The sequence below is a fragment of the Mycolicibacterium alvei genome (assembly GCF_010727325.1).
Taxonomy (GTDB): domain Bacteria; phylum Actinomycetota; class Actinomycetes; order Mycobacteriales; family Mycobacteriaceae; genus Mycobacterium; species Mycobacterium alvei.
In genome coordinates this window covers 5,161,036-5,175,320 of record NZ_AP022565.1, presented here as the reverse complement: position 1 = coordinate 5,175,320, position 14,285 = coordinate 5,161,036, and the positions used below count along the sequence as shown (strand labels likewise).

General features: G+C 65.9%; 12 protein-coding genes. 4 read left to right on the top strand and 8 right to left on the bottom strand.

The annotated features are described in order from the left end of the window. Positions 1 to 10: 10 nt before the first annotated feature. Positions 11 to 3,706, top strand: coding sequence for a multifunctional oxoglutarate decarboxylase/oxoglutarate dehydrogenase thiamine pyrophosphate-binding subunit/dihydrolipoyllysine-residue succinyltransferase subunit (locus tag G6N44_RS24770; protein WP_163668616.1), 3,696 nt, complete (start codon positions 11 to 13; stop codon positions 3,704 to 3,706). A 106-nt stretch (positions 3,707 to 3,812) separates the two neighbouring features. Then, complete coding sequence (locus G6N44_RS24765; RefSeq protein WP_163668615.1) at positions 3,813 to 4,637, top strand: SDR family NAD(P)-dependent oxidoreductase; 825 nt, start codon at positions 3,813 to 3,815, stop codon at positions 4,635 to 4,637. Between the two features lie 18 nt (positions 4,638 to 4,655). On the opposite strand, the gene G6N44_RS24760 is transcribed toward G6N44_RS24765, so the two are convergent. Both G6N44_RS24760 and G6N44_RS24755 read right to left on the bottom strand, forming a co-directional pair. Beyond that, entirely contained in the window at positions 4,656 to 5,498 is an 843-nt protein-coding gene (locus tag G6N44_RS24760; protein WP_163668614.1) for a glycine betaine ABC transporter substrate-binding protein, read from the bottom strand. 8 nt (positions 5,499 to 5,506) lie between these two features. After that, the gene (locus G6N44_RS24755) at positions 5,507 to 6,718 is read right to left on the bottom strand and encodes an NAD(P)-dependent malic enzyme (RefSeq protein WP_163668613.1); all 1,212 of its coding nucleotides are present in this window, start codon (positions 6,716 to 6,718) and stop codon (positions 5,507 to 5,509) included. A 132-nt stretch (positions 6,719 to 6,850) separates the two neighbouring features. On the opposite strand from G6N44_RS24755, the gene corA reads away from it, so the two are divergent. After that, the gene (corA, locus tag G6N44_RS24750) at positions 6,851 to 7,954 is read left to right on the top strand and encodes a magnesium/cobalt transporter CorA (protein ID WP_163668612.1); all 1,104 of its coding nucleotides are present in this window, start codon (positions 6,851 to 6,853) and stop codon (positions 7,952 to 7,954) included. On the opposite strand, the gene G6N44_RS24745 is transcribed toward corA, so the two are convergent. The 6 genes from G6N44_RS24745 to G6N44_RS24720 all read right to left on the bottom strand — a co-directional run bounded on the left by G6N44_RS24745 (position 7,951) and on the right by G6N44_RS24720 (position 13,581). Beyond that, positions 7,951 to 8,562, bottom strand: a complete 612-nt coding sequence (locus G6N44_RS24745; RefSeq protein WP_163668611.1) for a suppressor of fused domain protein — start codon at positions 8,560 to 8,562, stop codon at positions 7,951 to 7,953. The genes corA and G6N44_RS24745 overlap by 4 nt on opposite strands. Continuing rightward, positions 8,559 to 9,806 (bottom strand): ABC transporter ATP-binding protein, encoded by a 1,248-nt coding sequence (locus G6N44_RS24740; RefSeq protein ID WP_163668609.1) that lies wholly within the window; start codon positions 9,804 to 9,806, stop codon positions 8,559 to 8,561. Before G6N44_RS24740 ends, G6N44_RS24745 begins: the two co-directional genes overlap by 4 nt. Before the next feature lie 4 nt (positions 9,807 to 9,810). Beyond that, complete coding sequence (locus G6N44_RS24735) at positions 9,811 to 10,635, bottom strand: carbohydrate ABC transporter permease (protein WP_179964611.1); 825 nt, start codon at positions 10,633 to 10,635, stop codon at positions 9,811 to 9,813. An 8-nt stretch (positions 10,636 to 10,643) separates the two neighbouring features. Then, on the bottom strand, positions 10,644 to 11,534 hold the full coding sequence (locus G6N44_RS24730) for a carbohydrate ABC transporter permease (RefSeq protein ID WP_163668605.1): 891 nt from the start codon (positions 11,532 to 11,534) through the stop codon (positions 10,644 to 10,646). Further along, positions 11,531 to 12,928: an ABC transporter substrate-binding protein gene (locus G6N44_RS24725; RefSeq protein ID WP_163668603.1), complete on the bottom strand. Its 1,398-nt coding sequence runs from the start codon at positions 12,926 to 12,928 to the stop codon at positions 11,531 to 11,533. Before G6N44_RS24725 ends, G6N44_RS24730 begins: the two co-directional genes overlap by 4 nt. Positions 12,929 to 13,074: 146 nt before the next feature. Then, positions 13,075 to 13,581: a YflT domain-containing protein gene (locus G6N44_RS24720; RefSeq protein WP_039323611.1), complete on the bottom strand. Its 507-nt coding sequence runs from the start codon at positions 13,579 to 13,581 to the stop codon at positions 13,075 to 13,077. Between the two features lie 75 nt (positions 13,582 to 13,656). On the opposite strand from G6N44_RS24720, the gene G6N44_RS24715 reads away from it, so the two are divergent. Next, a complete protein-coding gene (locus G6N44_RS24715) occupies positions 13,657 to 14,280 on the top strand; it encodes a DUF4190 domain-containing protein (protein ID WP_163668601.1) in 624 nt (207 codons plus the stop codon). Positions 14,281 to 14,285: the final 5 nt, after the last annotated feature.

Genomic DNA, 14,285 nt, shown 5'->3' with positions numbered 1-14,285 from the left:
AGTGTCTGCCGTGAGCAGTTCACCTTCACCATTCGGACAGAACGAGTGGTTGGTCGAGGAGATGTATCGCAAGTTCCGCGAGGATCCCTCTTCGGTGGATCCGAGTTGGCACGAATTTCTGGTCGACTACTCCCCTGAGCCCACCACCGACAACACCGCCGCCAACGGTCAGTCGACCCCACCGGCAGCGCCCGCCGCCGCGCCGGCAGCAACTCCTGCTGCGTCCGCTGCATCCGCCGCGCCTGCCAAGCCGGCTGCGCCCGCCAAGGCGGCACCGGCCAAGCCGGCAAAGCCGGGCCCCGCGCCCGCCGAGGGCGACGAGGCGCAGGTGCTGCGCGGCGCCGCGGCCGCCGTCGTCAAGAACATGAACGCCTCGCTGGAGGTGCCCACCGCGACCAGCGTCCGGGCCATCCCGGCCAAGGCGATGATCGACAACCGCATCGTCATCAACAACCACCTCAAGCGCACCCGCGGTGGCAAGGTCAGCTTCACCCACCTGCTCGGCTACGCGATCGTGCAGGCGGTCAAGAAGTTCCCGAACATGAACCGCTACTTCGCCGAGGCCAACGGCAAACCCGCCGCGGTCACCCCGGCCCATACAAACCTTGGCCTGGCCATCGACCTGCCCGGCAAGGATGGCAGCCGATCGCTCGTCGTCGCCGCCATCAAGCGTTGCGAGACAATGCATTTCGGCCAGTTTATCGCGGCCTACGAGGATATCGTGCGCCGCGCCCGCGACGGCAAGCTGACCGCCGAGGACTTCTCGGGCGTGACCATCTCCCTGACCAACCCCGGCACCATCGGCACCGTGCACTCGGTGCCGCGGCTGATGCAGGGCCAGGGCGCCATCATCGGCGCCGGGGCCATGGAGTACCCCGCCGAGTTCCAGGGGGCCAGCGATGAACGCATCGCCGACCTGGGCATCGGCAAGCTGATCACTCTGACCTCGACCTACGACCACCGCATCATCCAGGGTGCGGAGTCGGGCGACTTCCTGCGCACCATCCACCAGTTCCTGCTCGACGATGAATTCTTCGACGAGATCTTCCGCGAACTCGGCATCCCGTATGAGCCGGTGCGCTGGCGCACGGACAACCCGGACTCCATCGCCGACAAGAACGCCCGCGTCATCGAATTGATCGCGGCCTACCGCAACCGCGGCCACCTGATGGCCGACATCGACCCGCTGCGCCTGGACAAAACCCGGTTCCGCAGCCACCCCGACCTCGACGTCAACACCCACGGGCTGACGCTGTGGGACCTCGACCGCGAGTTCAAGGTCGACGGGTTCTCCGGCAAGCAGTACATGAAACTGCGCGACGTGCTCTCGGTGCTGCGCGACGCCTACTGCCGTCACATCGGTGTCGAGTACACCCACATCCTCGAGCCGGAGCAGCAGCGCTGGCTCCAGGAGCGCGTCGAGATCAAGCACGACAAGCCGACCGTCGCCGAGCAGAAGTACATCCTGAGCAAGCTCAACGCGGCCGAAGCGTTCGAGACCTTCCTGCAGACCAAATACGTTGGCCAGAAGCGGTTCTCACTGGAAGGCGCAGAGACCGTCATCCCGATGATGGACGCCGCGATCGACCAGTGCGCCGAGCACGCGCTCGACGAGGTGGTCATCGGCATGCCGCACCGCGGCCGACTCAACGTGCTGGCCAACATCGTCGGCAAGCCCTACAGCCAGATCTTCACCGAGTTCGAGGGCAACCTCAACCCCAGCCAGGCACACGGCTCCGGCGACGTGAAGTACCACCTCGGCGCCACAGGCACCTACATTCAGATGTTCGGCGACAACGACATCGAGGTGTCGCTGACCGCCAACCCGAGCCACCTCGAGGCCGTCGACCCGGTGCTCGAAGGCCTGGTGCGGGCCAAGCAGGATCTGCTGGATCCCGGCAAGGACGCCGACGTTTCCGGCGAGTACCCCGTCGTCCCGCTGATGCTGCACGGTGACGCGGCGTTCGCCGGCCAGGGTGTGGTCGCCGAGACCCTGAACCTGGCGCTGCTGGACGGTTACACCACCGGCGGCACCGTCCACATCGTGGTCAACAACCAGATCGGGTTCACCACGGCGCCAACGGATTCGCGCTCCAGCGAGTACTGCACCGACGTCGCCAAGATGATCGGCGCACCGATCTTCCATGTCAACGGCGACGACCCGGAAGCCTGCGCCTGGGTGGCGCGGTTGGCAGTCGACTTCCGCCAGGCGTTCAAGAAGGACGTCGTCATCGACATGCTGTGCTACCGCCGCCGCGGACACAACGAGGGCGACGATCCGTCGATGACGCAGCCCTACATGTACGACGTCATCGACACCAAGCGCGGCTCCCGCAAGGCCTACACCGAATCGCTGATCGGCCGCGGCGACATCTCGATGAAAGAGGCCGAGGACGCCCTGCGCGACTACCAGGGTCAGCTGGAGCGGGTGTTCAACGAGGTCCGAGAGTTGGAGAAGCACGCGGCCGAGCCCAGCGAATCGGTCGAATCCGACCAGCAGATACCGCAGCGCCTGGCAACCGCGGTGGACAAGTCGCTACTCGCCCGCATCGGCGACGCGCATCTGGCCCTGCCGGACGGCTTCACCGTGCACCCGCGGGTCAAGCCGGTACTGGAGAAACGCCGCGAGATGGCCTACGAGGGCAAGGTCGACTGGGCATTCGCCGAGTTGCTCGCGCTCGGTTCGCTCATCGCGGACGGCAAGCTGATCCGGCTGTCGGGCCAGGACACCCAGCGCGGCACCTTCACCCAGCGCCACTCGGTGATCGTCGACCGCAAGACCGGCGAGGAGTTCACCCCGCTGCAACTGCTGGCCACCAACAACGACGGCACCCCGACCGGCGGCAAGTTCCTGGTCTACAACTCGGCGCTGTCGGAATACGCCGCAGTGGGCTTCGAGTACGGCTACTCGGTGGGCAATCCCGACGCAATGGTGTTGTGGGAGGCGCAGTTCGGCGACTTCGTCAACGGCGCCCAGTCGATCATCGACGAGTTCATCTCCTCCGGTGAGGCCAAGTGGGGCCAGCTCTCCGACGTCGTCCTGCTGCTGCCGCACGGCCACGAAGGACAGGGTCCCGACCACACCTCGGGCCGCATCGAACGCTTCCTGCAGCTCTGGGCCGAGGGTTCGATGACCATCGCGGTACCGTCGACCCCGGCGAACTACTTCCACCTGTTGCGCCGCCATGGCCTCGACGGCATCCAGCGTCCGCTGATCGTCTTCACCCCGAAGTCGATGCTGCGCAACAAAGCTGCGGTCAGCGACATCCGCGACTTCACCGAGCAGAAGTTCCGCTCGGTGCTCGAGGAGCCCACCTACACCGACGGTGAGGGCGACCGCAGCAAGGTCACCCGGGTCCTGCTGTGCAGCGGCAAGATCTACTACGACCTGGCCGCACGCAAGGCCAAGGACAACCGCGACGACGTGGCGATCGTGCGGCTCGAGCAGCTCGCCCCGCTGCCGCGGCGCCGGCTGGCCGAGACGCTGGACCGCTACCCCAATGCCACCGAGAAGTTCTGGGTGCAGGAGGAGCCGGCCAACCAGGGCGCCTGGCCGTCACTCGGCCTGACCCTGCCCGAGGTGTTGCCGGACTACTTCACCCCGATGAAGCGCATCTCTCGGCGCGCGATGTCGGCTCCGTCCTCGGGGTCGTCGAAGGTGCACGCCGTCGAACAGCAGGAGATCATCGACCTGGCCTTCGGATAGGTGTTTGCCTGATCCTCGCCGGATCCGGATCAAGGCGGCCGACACAGTCAGGACCGCGGGTACCGGGTAATCTCGACGCAAGTCAATCGACACAAGGGAGTGTTCTATGGAGGGCTTCGCCGGAAAGGTCGCCGTCGTCACCGGCGCCGGATCAGGCATCGGACAGGCGTTGGCGATCGAACTCGGCCGTTCGGGGGCCAAGCTGGCGATCAGCGACGTCGACACCGAGGGTCTGGCGGTCACCGAGGAACGACTCAAGGCGATTGGTGCCGAGGTGAAGACCGACCGGATCGACGTCACCGAGCGCGAGGCCTTCCTGCTCTACGCCGACGCGGTCAAGGAGCACTTCGGCAAGGTCAACCAGATCTACAACAACGCCGGCATCGCGTTCACCGGCGACGTCGAGGTCAGCCCGTTCAAGGACATCGAGCGGGTGATGGACGTCGACTACTGGGGCGTCGTCAACGGCACGAAGGCGTTCCTGCCGCACCTGATCGCCTCCGGCGACGGCCACATCGTCAACGTGTCCAGCCTGTTCGGCATCTTCTCCGTACCCGGGCAGGCGGCCTACAACTCGGCCAAGTTCGCGGTCCGAGGCTTCACCGAGGCATTGCGCCAGGAGATGATCCTGGCCAAGCATCCGGTCAAGGTGACCTGCGTGCATCCCGGCGGGATCAAGACCGCCATCGCCCGCAACGGCACCGCCGCCGAGGGACTGGACCAGAAGGCGCTCGCCGAGGCCTTCGACGAGAAGCTGGCCAAGACCACCCCGCAGCGCGCGGCCACGATCATCCTGGAGGCCGTGCGCAAGGACAAGGCGCGCGTGCTGGTCGGGGCCGACGCCAAGATCCTCGACGTCATCGTGCGGATCACCGGTTCCGGTTACCAGAAGCTGTTCGCCTCCGCGATGGGTCGCATGATCCCCCGCTGATCACGGGTGTGCCGAGGGTTAGTGGCCCAGCGGGTTGGCCTGGAGGAATGCATCGGCCACCGCACCGGGATCCGCTCCCTCGGCGACCTGCCTGCGCATGTCGGCCAGTGACCCGGTGTCGAGGACACCGGCGATCTCGTTGAGTGCCAGGATCTGGCGTTCGTCGAGCGTGTTGCGGCGATACAGCGGCACCACATTTTCGCCACGGATCAGCGAGGTCTTGTCGGCCAGCACGGTCAGGTCCGACGGGATGGCCGGATCGGCCGTCGTCGACCAGGCCGCGTTGATCTTGCCTGCTCGCAGCGCCGCGAACAGACTCTTGTCATCGGGGAACGCGAGTGGCCTGGGCAGCGTGCACGAGCCCACCACTTTGGGCACCTTGGCGTCGGACACCGCACCCGGGCGCGCCTGTGCGCAGTTGCGGCGCAGTGCACTCAGATCGGTCCCGCCCCACGCCGTGGCGGTGCCCTCGGTGACCACGAGCGCGGGCTTGTCCTGCGCCGACATGGTGTAGTCACCGGCCGCGACACCTTCGGGCAGCGCCGACACCAGATCCCGGTAGACCTGTTCGTCGGCACGGGCCGTGGCAGTCGGATCAAGGTCGGTCAGGAACCGACCGGTGAACCCCGGCTGCACGGTCACCGATCCCGAATCCAGCACGCCTGGGACACCGTCGGTCTCGGTGACCGCGGCCGGCGTGCCGTAATAGCGCAGCGCAGCGGCATACAGATGGCCGAGCAACTCCGACTCGGGCGCCGGCCCGGCCCCGACCGCAAGTGGGGCCGGGGCCGGGTGACCACCACAGCCGGCCGCCACCAGACCGAGCAGCACCAGCAGTGCCGACGCCAGACCGCGGCGCATTCGTGAACTCAGGACTCTGTGTGATCAACCGCCGCCGCGACCGCGGCCGCGACCGCAGGGCCGACCCGCGGATCGAGTGCGCTGGGCACGATGTGATCGACCGCGAGATCGTCACCCACGACCGAGAAGATCGCCTCGGCAGCTGCGACCTTCATCTTCTCGGTGATGCGACGCGCGCCGGCATCGAGCGCACCGCGGAACACACCGGGGAAGGCCAGCACATTGTTGATCTGGTTCGGGAAATCGCTGCGCCCGGTCGCCACGACCGCCGCGTACTTGCGGGCGGCGTCCGGGTGGATCTCGGGATCCGGATTGGACAACGCGAAGACGATGCAGTCGGGAGCCATCGTCGCGATGAACTCCTCGGGCACGATGCCGGCCGACACTCCGAGAAACACGTCGGCTCCCTCGAGCGCCTCGGCCACACCACCGGTGAGCTTGCGCGGATTGGTGCGCCCGGCCAGCTCGGCCTTGAAGGAGTTGAGGTTGTCGCGGCCGGAGTGCACGATGCCCTGCGAGTCGAGCACGACGACATCGTCGATGCCCTTGTTCAGCAGGATGTTGGCGCAGGCCACGCCGGCAGCGCCGGCGCCCGAGATGACGACCCGCAGTGCATGGATGTCACGCTTGAGCGCCTTGGTGGCGCCCAGCAGCGCGGCCAGCACCACGATCGCCGTGCCGTGCTGGTCGTCGTGCATGACCGGGCAGTCCAGTGCCTCGATGACCCGGCGCTCGATCTCGAAGCACCGCGGCGCCGAGATGTCCTCCAGGTTCACCGCACCGAACGTCGGCCGCAGCCGGATCAGCGTCTCGACGATCTCGTCGGGGTCCTTGGTGTCGAGCACGATCGGGATCGAGTTCAGCCCGCCGAAGGACTTGAACAGCGCGCTCTTACCCTCCATCACCGGCAGCGATGCCGCGGGACCGATATCGCCGAGACCCAGCACCGCGGTACCGTCGCTGACCACGGCGACCAGACGGTTGGCCCAGGTGTACTTGGCGGCGAGCGTCTGATCCGTGGCGATCGCCCGGCTCACCTGGGCAACGCCAGGGGTATAGGCGATCGACAGCGCCCGCTGGGTGTCCAGCGGCTCCTTCAACTCGACCGAGAGCTTTCCGCCTTCGTGGGCATCGAAGATCTCGGCATCGTCGATGACAACTTGCGGGGTGCGCTCCACTGACGGGCGCTCGGACGAGGAGGCGACTGTACTTTCGGACACGGCGCAAGGGTACTTCAACGCCAAATCTCACATGGGCGGGTTCCCCGCTGGTGAGCGTTACTTAACAGTAACTGCGCGTAGCATCGTTGTGCTGGTCAGGTTGCTGCACACCGCGCAGGAAGGTCGCAGATCATGCCCTCATTCCGCGCCTTGCCGCCGGCCCTGCGCGCGACGGCAAAGCCCCGTCCCGCCGACCCCGACGCCAAGGCGATCCACGTTCCGGTCGCCCGGGCGATGGTCGATTGCGGTGTCTACTGCGGCGGTGACCGGTTACCCGGCAAATACACCCACGCCGCAGCCTTGACCAAGGTCCGCGAGTTGCAGGAAGCCGGCCAGAAGGCGTTCGTCTGGATCGGCCTTCACGAACCCGACGAGTTCCAGATGCAGTCGGTGGCAGACGTTTTCGGATTGCACGAGCTGGCCGTGGAGGACGCGGTGCACGCCCACCAGCGCCCCAAGCTCGAGCGCTACGACAAAACCCTGTTCCTGGTGCTCAAGACCATCAACTATGTCGAGCACGAGTCGGTGACGCTGGCCCGCGAAATCGTCGAGACCGGCGAGATCATGATCTTCGTCGGGCCCGACTTCGTCGTCACCGTCCGCCACGGCGAGCACGGCGGACTGGCCGGTGTACGGAAACGGCTCGAATCCTCGCCTGCCGTCCTCAAACTCGGACCGTTCGCGGTCATGCACGCGATTGCCGACCACGTGGTGGACAGCTACCTCGACGTGACGGATCTGATGGAGACCGACATCGACACCATGGAGGAGGACATCTTCTCCCCCGGTACCCACACCAACATCGAATGCATCTACCTGCTCAAGCGGGAGGTCGTCGAAATGCGCCGCGCGGTGGCGCCGCTGACACTCGCCCTGGCCCGGTTGCTCACCGACCACAACGACTTGATCTCGGTCGAGGTACGCAGGTACATGCGCGACGTGCACGACCACAATGTGCAGGCCTCCGACCGCGTCACGAGCTACGACGAGATGCTCAGCTCGTTGGTGCAGGCAGCACTCGGCAAAGTCGCCATGCAGCAGAACGTAGACATGCGCAAGATCTCGGCGTGGGTGGCGATCGCCGCGGTGCCGACCGCGATGGCAGGCATCTACGGGATGAACTTCGAGCACATGCCCGAATTACAGTGGGCCTGGGGCTATCCCGCCGTCCTCCTGGCGATGGCCACCATCTGCTTCGTGCTGTACCGCACGTTCCGCCGCAACGATTGGCTTTAGCTGGGGTTGGCGGCCCTTCGGGCTGCATCGAGCACGTCCACCCCGTCGGTCTGCCACGCCTCGCGCATCGCATCTGCACCCTTCAGACGCACCCAGGCCGCCTCGGTGGCGGTGATCGGGGTGGCCGTGAGCACGCTCACCGCAGACAACGGATCTGGCAGGGCGACCTCGCCGATATCGCTGGTGCCCAACAGAAATGCGCTGAACGGCCCGGACTCGAACAGCGGTGTCTCCAGGTCGATGAGCGCGTCGGGTTCCAGGACCAGCCCCTCCACCGCGGGTGCAGCGGCCAGGACCGCCAGCGATCGAGCCAGCCCGCCCGGCGTCGGCCCCCGCAGCGACAACACCACCTCGGCCCGGGGGCCGTGGATCGGATCGGAGACCAACTCGGTCGGGTCGAACATCGGGTGACGCGAGCAACCCAGCGTCACATAGTGATACAGATCCTGATCGCTGCCGCCCGCGCGAAGATCCGGGCCGAATCGCAGGACGTCGATGCGCTCGGTACCCAGGAAGGTGACGCTGGCGCTGACTGGTTCTGCGGTAATGCCCGAGGCGCCGAAGTATTCGCCCACGTGGGCACGGACGGCAGCCAGGACGTCGATCACTCTGCTGCCGGTTCTCCGGCCGACTCGGCCGGCTCAGCCGACTCGGCCGACTCGGCCGACTCGGCCGGCTCGGTACGGGTCAGGTTCACCCCGGTCTCGGCGTCGAAGATCGCCAACTTCGAGGTGTCGAAAGCCAATTGGATCTGCTGACCGCCCGCCGCCGTGGACTCGGCAGACACCCGGGCCACGAACTCATTGGCACCGGGGCCCGAATCGGCAGCCAACTCGGCAAGCTGGGCCGCCTCGGCGCCGCCACCCTCGACGGTGAAGTGAACGTACTTGTCGGCACCGAGCGATTCGACGATGTCGGCGCGCACCGGGAAGGTCAGTGCCCGGATCCGCGCGTACCCGTCGAGCAGTGCCGCGTCTTCGAGATGCTCCGGACGGATTCCGACGATGATGTTGTCGGGCTTGGGATGACGCGCCACCAGGTCATGCACCTGCTGGGTCAGGGTGACGTCGCCGAACGGCAGTCGCACCCCGACGTCGGTGAACGTGGCCGGGAAGAAATTCATCGCCGGTGATCCGATGAAGCCGGCGACGAACAGGTTGGCCGGGTTGTTGTAGAGCTCGTCGGGCGTGCCGATCTGCTGGATCTCCCCGGCCAACAACACCACAACCCGATCGCCCAGGGTCATCGCCTCGGTCTGATCGTGGGTGACGTACACCGTGGTAGTGCCCAGCCGACTCTGCAGCCGCGAGATCTCCGCGCGCATCTGCACACGCAACTTGGCATCCAGGTTGCTCAGCGGCTCATCCATCAGGAATGCCTTCGGGCGGCGCACGATTGCCCGACCCATCGCGACCCGCTGACGCTGCCCGCCCGACAACTGGGCCGGTTTGCGGTCGAGCAGTTCGGTCAGGTCGAGGATCTTGGCGGTCTCTACGACCTTGGCCTCGATCTCGTCCTTCTTGAGCTTGGCCAGGGTCAGCGGGAAAGCGATGTTCTGGCGCACGGTCATATGCGGGTAGAGCGCGTAGGACTGGAACACCATGGCGATGTCGCGGTCCTTGGGCGCCTTCTCGTTGACCAGCTCACCGCCGATACGCAGCTCGCCCGACGAGATGTCCTCAAGCCCGGCGATCATGTTCAGGGTGGTCGACTTACCGCAGCCCGACGGCCCGACCAAGATGATGAATTCGCCGTCGGCGATCGTCATCGAGAACTCTTTGACGGCGTCCCTGGTGCCGCCCGCGCCGTCGGGGTAACTCTTGGTGACCCGGTCCAACACAATTTCGGCCATCCAATTACCCCTTTACCGCACCGGATGTCAGGCCAGCGACGATGCGCCGCTGGAAGATGAGAACAAAAATGATGATCGGGATGGTGATGACCATCGCGCCGGCCGCGATCGACCCGGTCGGCTCCTCGAATTGGGAACTACCGGTGAAGTTCGCGATCGCCACCGGCGCGGTGATCGCGCGTTCGGTCGCGGTCAGCGACAGCGCCAGCAGCAGGTCGTTCCAGGCGAAGATGAACACCAGAATGGCTGCGGTGACGATGCCCGGGGCGGCCAGCGGAGCGATCACCTTGCGGAAGGCCTGGGCCGGAGTGGCGCCGTCCATCTTGGCGGCCTTCTCCAGATCCCACGGGATCTCCCGGAAGAATGCCGAGAGCGTGTAAATCGCCAGCGGCAGCGCGAAGGTGATGTAGGGGATGATCAGGCCGGGCCAGGTGTCGAACAGGCCGATACTGCGCCACAGATTGAAAAGTGGTGTCACCAACGAGATCTGCGGGAACATCGCGATCAGCAGCGCCACCCCCACCAGCAACTTCTTGCCGGGGAAATCCAACCGCGCCACCGCATAGGCGGCCATGCCGCCGATCACCACGGCGATCACCGTGGTGATCAGGCCGATGCCGATCGAGTTGATCAACGCCGAGGTGAAGATGTCCCCGGTGAAGATGCCCTTGTAGTTGTCGAACGTGATCTGCGACGGAATCAGCTTGCCGTCCTTGACACTCGACGTCGGCTTCAACGACAGCGACAGGATCCACAACACCGGGATCAGCGCGTAGAGCACCACCAGGATGTTCACGACGGTCCACCCGGTCGCGCGCCGCGCACCCACCTGCTCGCTCATCGGTGTCCTTCCCCCTCTGCACCGGGCGCCGACGCACCGAACAACGTGATGAAGATGAATGCGATGACCGCCACCGACAGGAAGATCAGCACACTGATGGCCGAACCCAATCCGAGGTTGAACGCCTTGAACAGGTTGTCGTACCCCAGGATCGACACCGACCCGGTGCTGTTGGCTCCCCCGGTCAACACGTAGATGTTGTCGAAGATCCGGAACGCGTCCAGGGTGCGGAACAACAGCGCCACCAGGATGGCCGGTTTGATCAGCGGCAGAATCACTTTCACCAACCGCGACCACGCCCCGGCCCGGTCGACCTGGGCGGCATTGAGCAGATCCTGCGGCACCAGTGCCAGCCCCGCCAGCAGCAGCAGCGCCATGAACGGCGTGGTCTTCCACACCTCGGCCAGCACGATGATGGCCAGCGAGGGCAGCTGTTCGGTCAACGGGGCGCTGCCGTCGGGTAGCAGGTTGGCCAGGTATCCGGTGCCCGGTGTCCAGGCGTAGTACCAGCTGTAGGAGGCTGCTACCGTCACGATGCCGTACGGGATCAGCACCGCGGTCCGGACCACGCCCTTGCCGAAGATGGTGCGGTGCATGACCAGTGCCAGTGCCATACCGAGGACGAACTCGATCGCCACCGAGACGACGGTGATCGCCAACGTCACCGCGAACGCCGTCCACCAGTACCGGTCGGTGAGGATGGTCTGGTAGTTGGCGAATCCGACGAAGGCGGTGTCGTCGGGGGCGGCCAGGTTGTAGCGCTGCAGGCTCAGCCACACCGCGTAGCCGATCGGGTATGCCGTCACCGCGATCATCAGGATCACCGCAGGGGCGATCAGCGCGAACGCAAGCTTCCGTTCGGATGTGCTGTTCTGAGTCCTACTCACGGGATCAGCCCTTTGCCGTCGATGGCCTTCTGCACCTGTTCGGTCAGCTCATCGGCAGTGTGCTCCGGATCGATGTCGGTGATCGGGGCCAGGGTGGCCGAAATGCGGGTGGACACAGCCTGATAGACCGGGGTCGCCGGGCGGACCGCGGCATTGGTCAACTGCTCGCGGATGATCGCGTACTGCGGGTACTTGGCCTGGAACTCCGGGTCGTCGTACAGCGACTCACGCACCGCGGGCAACCCGCCCTCCACCGAGGTGTAGCGCTGGTTCTCGACGTTGCGCAGGCAGCGGATGGCCTCGAAGGCCTCGGCCTTGTGCCGGCTGGTCTCGGCCACCGCGAGGTTCAGACCGCCGATGGTCACCTTCGCCGGTTCACCCTCGGCTACCCCCGGATAGTTCGCGAAGCCGAACACTTCTTTGCTGGCGTCATATGCCGATTCGAACTGTTCGTCGGTCGGCGAGAACGTGCCCAGATCGTTGATGGCATCGACGAGATCGGCCCGTTCGTCCAACGGCAGGAATTTGACGCCGCCCTTGACGGCGTTCTCCAACAGCGAGGGCAGCACGAACGGCCAGTTGACCTCGAGCGCGGCGTTGCCCTGCTCGAGCGCAAGCCGGGCGGTGCCCTCATCGGTCTGGGTCACCGACGGATCAGCTCCGGGCGCGGTGGCAACCGATTTGATGATCTCCAGCGCCTTGACCGTCGCCGCGCGATGCTCGGGCGTATCCGTCAGCGTGACGGTCTTGCCGTCCTCGGAGAGCACCTGGCCGCCCGCGCTGGCCAGCAGGGTGTTGAACCACACCACCAGGCCCTCGTACTGCTTGGCCTGCACCGCAATCCAACTGGGCTTGCCCGCCGCGTGCAGGCGGGTCGCCTCGGAGACCATCCCGTCCCAGGTGGTTGGCGGCTCATCCATCAAATCGGCCCGATACCACAACAATTGGGTGTTGGTGGTGATCGGCGAGGCGTACAGCTGGCCTTGCCAGCGGGCCGTCTCCAGCGGCCCGGGCAGGGTGTTCGCCTGAGCGTCGGACTCGGCTTCGCCTGCCGGATCCTCGGACAGCGGCACGGCCCAACCGGCCTCGGCGAACTCTGCGGTCCACACCACGTCGAGCGCCATGATGTCGAGCGTCTTGTCGTTGCCGGTCAGCCTCCGGGCCAGCTGCAACCGTTGGTCGTCAGCGCCTTTCGGCAAACTCACCTGCTTGATGGTGAAACGGTCGCCGAGTTCGGCGTTGCAGCGTTTGGCCACGGCGGTGAACGTCGCAATCTCGTTGGCCGGGGTGTAGTAGTTGATGACGATCCCGTCGTCGCTCTTACCACAAGCCGACACCACCGAGGCCGTCGCCAACGCGGCCACTGCCGCAGCACATAGCCGCCGAGCGCGCACCGCCCTGCCTCCCGTTCACGCGGGAACCTCCCGCGCGCAAACCGTAGAGCTACACCCGCGTGATACGCAACCGTTCCCACGCCACGCGTCACAATCGTGACCTGCGGTGCTTTGCCACCGCACCCGATTCCGGTTCGGGTGATGGCTCAGATGGTCAAGCGTGCCAGCAGATCCCGGCCCTGCTCGGCACCTTGGGGATCACACAGAACGTCGTAGCGGCCGGCGACCAGCTGCATCGTCGAACTGAAATCTCTTGTGCCGCGAGCCATCGCGTACGGGATCGCCGAGGTGATCAAGCCGAAGAAGACACCGGCGATCAGGCCGGTGAGCAGCGCACTCCACGGGTTGGGACTGAAGAAACCGAGAATCAGACCGATGAACAAGCCCAGCCAGGCGCCGGACAGCACACCACCGCCGAGCACCTTGGGCCAGCTCAGCCGACCGGTGACCCGCTCGACCTGCATGAGATCCACCCCGACGATCGTCACCTGCTGCACCGGGAACTGTTGATCGGACAGGTAGTCGACGGCACGCTGGGCCTCCGCGTACGTCGGGTAGGAGCCGATCGGCCAGCCTTTGGGCGGCGTCGGCAACGCACCGCGTGCAGCGGGCGCGGCGCCGGGCGTCTGACCCGACTGAAATGGGCTCGTCATCGAACTTTTCCTCTCCTCCGCGGTACCGGAGTCACGCCCTCTTGGCGTCATCGTCCGTGCGCTAGGTTGATCAGCATGACAAACGCGGACGGCAACGCGGGCGGATCTGCGCCATCCGACCCGGGTTCTCGGCCGTCTGAACCGTTGTCCAGCGGCTACGAAGCACCGCCCATCGAACACTCCCAGGATCGGCCGGATACCGGCGCGGCGCAACCGCCGTACGACTTCGCGCCGCCGAACTCCGAAATCGCCGCGCCCTATCCGCCCGCGATCGACTACCCCGCCGACATTCCGTACGGCTACCCGCCGCCGCCGGGTCTGCCACCGCCGTTCCCGCCACCGCCCGGCTATCCCCCGCCGGGTTACGGCATGTCCGGGTACCCCGGATATACCGGTGGTTACGGGATGCCGCCGGCCAACCCCACCAACAGCATGGCGATCGGATCGCTCGTCGCCTCGGTGCTGTCGCTGTTCCTGTTCTTCGCGTGCGCGATCGGACTGCTCGCCGCCCTGGTCGGTATCGGTCTCGGGATCGTCGCACTCAGCCAGATCCAGCGGACCGGGCAGTCAGGCTATGGTCCGCAGGTCGAACAACCGGGCCGCGGCCTGGCGATCGCCGGCATCGCGCTCGGTGTATTCGGCACCCTGATCAACGGAGGCTGGCTGGTGTTCTTTGTGACCGGGGTGCTCTCCGCGTAGCGAGC

Excerpts from the sequence above, each read along its gene's own strand:
- G6N44_RS24740 (WP_163668609.1), bottom strand. The coding sequence starts at position 9,806 with ATGGCCGAAATTGTGTTGGACCGGGTCACCAAGAGTTACCCCGACGGC.
- G6N44_RS24760 (WP_163668614.1), bottom strand. The coding sequence starts at position 5,498 with ATGCGCCGCGGTCTGGCGTCGGCACTGCTGGTGCTGCTCGGTCTGGTG.
- G6N44_RS24715 (WP_163668601.1), top strand. The coding sequence starts at position 13,657 with ATGACAAACGCGGACGGCAACGCGGGCGGATCTGCGCCATCCGACCCG.
- G6N44_RS24765 (WP_163668615.1), top strand. The coding sequence starts at position 3,813 with ATGGAGGGCTTCGCCGGAAAGGTCGCCGTCGTCACCGGCGCCGGATCA.
- corA (WP_163668612.1), top strand. The coding sequence starts at position 6,851 with ATGCCCTCATTCCGCGCCTTGCCGCCGGCCCTGCGCGCGACGGCAAAG.
- G6N44_RS24720 (WP_039323611.1), bottom strand. The coding sequence starts at position 13,581 with ATGACGAGCCCATTTCAGTCGGGTCAGACGCCCGGCGCCGCGCCCGCT.